The 2,254-nt window shown below is 65.7% G+C and carries 2 protein-coding genes; both read right to left on the bottom strand.

The window, feature by feature from the left end; genetic code table 11:
- Nucleotides 1–66 precede the first annotated feature (66 nt).
- On the bottom strand, nucleotides 67–1,875 hold the full coding sequence (locus J1C47_RS23445; RefSeq protein WP_207353216.1) for an ABC transporter substrate-binding protein: 1,809 nt from the start codon (nucleotides 1,873–1,875) through the stop codon (nucleotides 67–69).
- Between the two features lie 92 nt (nucleotides 1,876–1,967).
- Nucleotides 1,968–2,252, bottom strand: coding sequence for a DUF2160 domain-containing protein (locus J1C47_RS23440; protein ID WP_207353187.1), 285 nt, complete (start codon nucleotides 2,250–2,252; stop codon nucleotides 1,968–1,970).
- Between the last annotated feature and the right edge of the window lie 2 nt (nucleotides 2,253–2,254).

The following is a 2,254-nucleotide window of genomic DNA, read 5'->3' as shown; positions in this document are numbered from 1 at the left end:
CGCCGGACCCGAGAAGCGGCCTTGCGGCTGCCTCGGGCCCGGCGATCTCAGCGTCGGACGTGAGCGTCAGTTCGACTTTTTCATCGAGCCGTCGCTCGACGCCGGCTGCATCGCGTCGCCCGAGCCGCCGTCCTTCGGCATGGTGGCATTGGCGTCGGCCCAGCTCTTCACCAGCTCGTCATAGGAGATGGTGACCGGCTTCTCCTTCTCGTTCTCCTTCATCGGCTGCGGGGCGAGCGTGCCGTTCGCCTTGGCCTGCTCGACCCAGTAGTCCATGTCCTCCTCGTCGTTGAGCTTGGGGCCGATGTCGCCCTGGATGCCGGCCCGCTCGATGCGGTTCAGCACCTGCTCCTGGGCGGCGCAGAGCGCGTCCATCGCCTCCTGCGGCGTCTTGGCGCCCGAGGCGGCGTCGCCGATGTTCTGCCACCACAGCTGCGCGAGCTTCGGATAGTCCGGCACGTTGGTGCCGGTCGGCGTCCACTGCACGCGGGCCGGCGAACGGTAGAATTCGACGAGACCGCCGAGCTTCGGCGCCCGCTCGGTGAAGCTCTTGTCGCGGATCGTCGACTCGCGGATGAAGGTCAGGCCCTCGTGGCTCTTCTTGACGTCGACGGTCTTCGACACGACGAACTGCGCGTAGAGCCAGGCGGCCTTGGCACGGTCGGTCGGGGTGGACTTCATCAGCGTCCAGGAGCCGGCGTCCTGGTAGCCGAGCTTCATGCCGTCGACCCAGTAGACGCCGTGCGGCGAGGGCGCCATGCGCCACTTCGGATTGCCGTTCTCGTCGACGACGGGCAGGCCGTCCTTCACCATGTCGGCGGTGAAGGCGGTGTACCAGAAGATCTGCTGGGCGATCTGGCCCTGTGCCGGCACCGGCCCTGCCTCCGAGAAGGTCATGCCCTGGGCTTCCGGCGGCGCGTAGGCCTTCAGCCAGTCGAGATACTTCTGGATCGAATAGACCGCCGCCGGGCCGTTGGTGTCGCCGCCGCGCGCGACGCAGGAGCCGGACGGCTGGTCCTTGTCGGTGACGCGGATGCCCCACTCGTCGACCGGCTTGCCGTTCGGAATGCCCTTGTCGCCGTTGCCGGCCATCGACAGCCAGGCGTCGGTGAAGCGCCAGCCGAGCGACGGGTCCTTCTTGCCGTAGTCCATATGGCCGAAGACCTTCTTGCCGTCGATCTCCCGGCCGGTGAAGAATGCGGCGATGTCCTCGTATGCCGACCAGTTGACCGGCACGCCGAGGTCGTAGCCGTATTTCTCCTTGAAGTCGGCCTTGTTCTTCTCGTCGTTGAACCAGTCGTAGCGGAACCAGTAGAGGTTGGCGAACTGCTGGTCGGGCAGCTGGTAGAGCTTGCCGTCCGGGGCCGTGGTGAACGACTTGCCGATGAAGTCGTCGACGTCGAGCATCGGGTTGGTGACGTCCTTGCCCTCGTCGGACATCCAGTCGCTGAGCGGGCGCACCTGCTGGTAGCGCCAGTGGGTGCCGATCAGGTCTGAATCGTTGATGTAGGCGTCGTAGATGTTCTCGCCCGACTGCATCTGCGTCTGCAGCTTCTCGATGACGTCGCCTTCGCCGATCAGGTCATGGGTGACCTTGATGCCGGTGATCGCGGTGAAGGCGGGGGCGAGCACCTTCGATTCGTATTCGTGCGTGGTGATGGTCTCCGAGACCACCTTGATGTCCATGCCCTGGAAGGGCTTGGCCGCATCGATGAACCACTGCATCTCCTTTTCCTGGTCGGCCCGCGACAGCGTCGAGAGATCCTTGATCTCGGTGTCCAGGAACTTCTTCGCGGCGTCCATGTCGGCGAAGGCCGGGCCCGTGGCGAGCGCGATGGCGAGGGTCGCGCTGGTGACCCAGAGACTGCGTTTCATGCGTATGTCCTCCCGTTGCAGAAACCGGTCGATCTGACGAAGCCCGCGCCGACCGGCGGCGGAGCGGGCCGTGGCCGTCACCGCCCGAAGCCTCACACGAGGCTGAAGACGAGGACGAAGAACACCGCGCACAGGACGAGCGCGTACCAGAGCGAAAGATCGGTGGCCCAGAGCCAGCCGAGGCAGATGAAGGCCGAACCGAGCAGCGAGACGAACAGCCGATCGCCGCGCGTCGTCTCGAAGCGCAGGACGCCGACGCGCGGATGCCCGCCCGGCGAGACGTATTCCCACACGCCCATCAGGGCGATCAGCCCGAAAATCGCGACGAAGAAGATCGCCGTCGGCCAGGTCCAGGCCATCCAGGAGAGGTCGATCATGC

Source organism: Jiella sonneratiae (genome assembly GCF_017353515.1).
GTDB lineage: Bacteria > Pseudomonadota > Alphaproteobacteria > Rhizobiales > Rhizobiaceae > Jiella > Jiella sonneratiae.
The sequence above is the reverse complement of the archived record's forward strand: the minus strand, read 5'-3'. Positions and strand labels throughout refer to the sequence as shown.

What these genes read in the sequence shown, in the direction of transcription:
- J1C47_RS23445 (WP_207353216.1), bottom strand. Translation starts at nt 1,875, where the DNA reads ATGAAACGCAGTCTCTGGGTCACCAGCGCGACCCTCGCCATCGCGCTC.
- J1C47_RS23440 (WP_207353187.1), bottom strand. Translation starts at nt 2,252, where the DNA reads ATGATCGACCTCTCCTGGATGGCCTGGACCTGGCCGACGGCGATCTTC.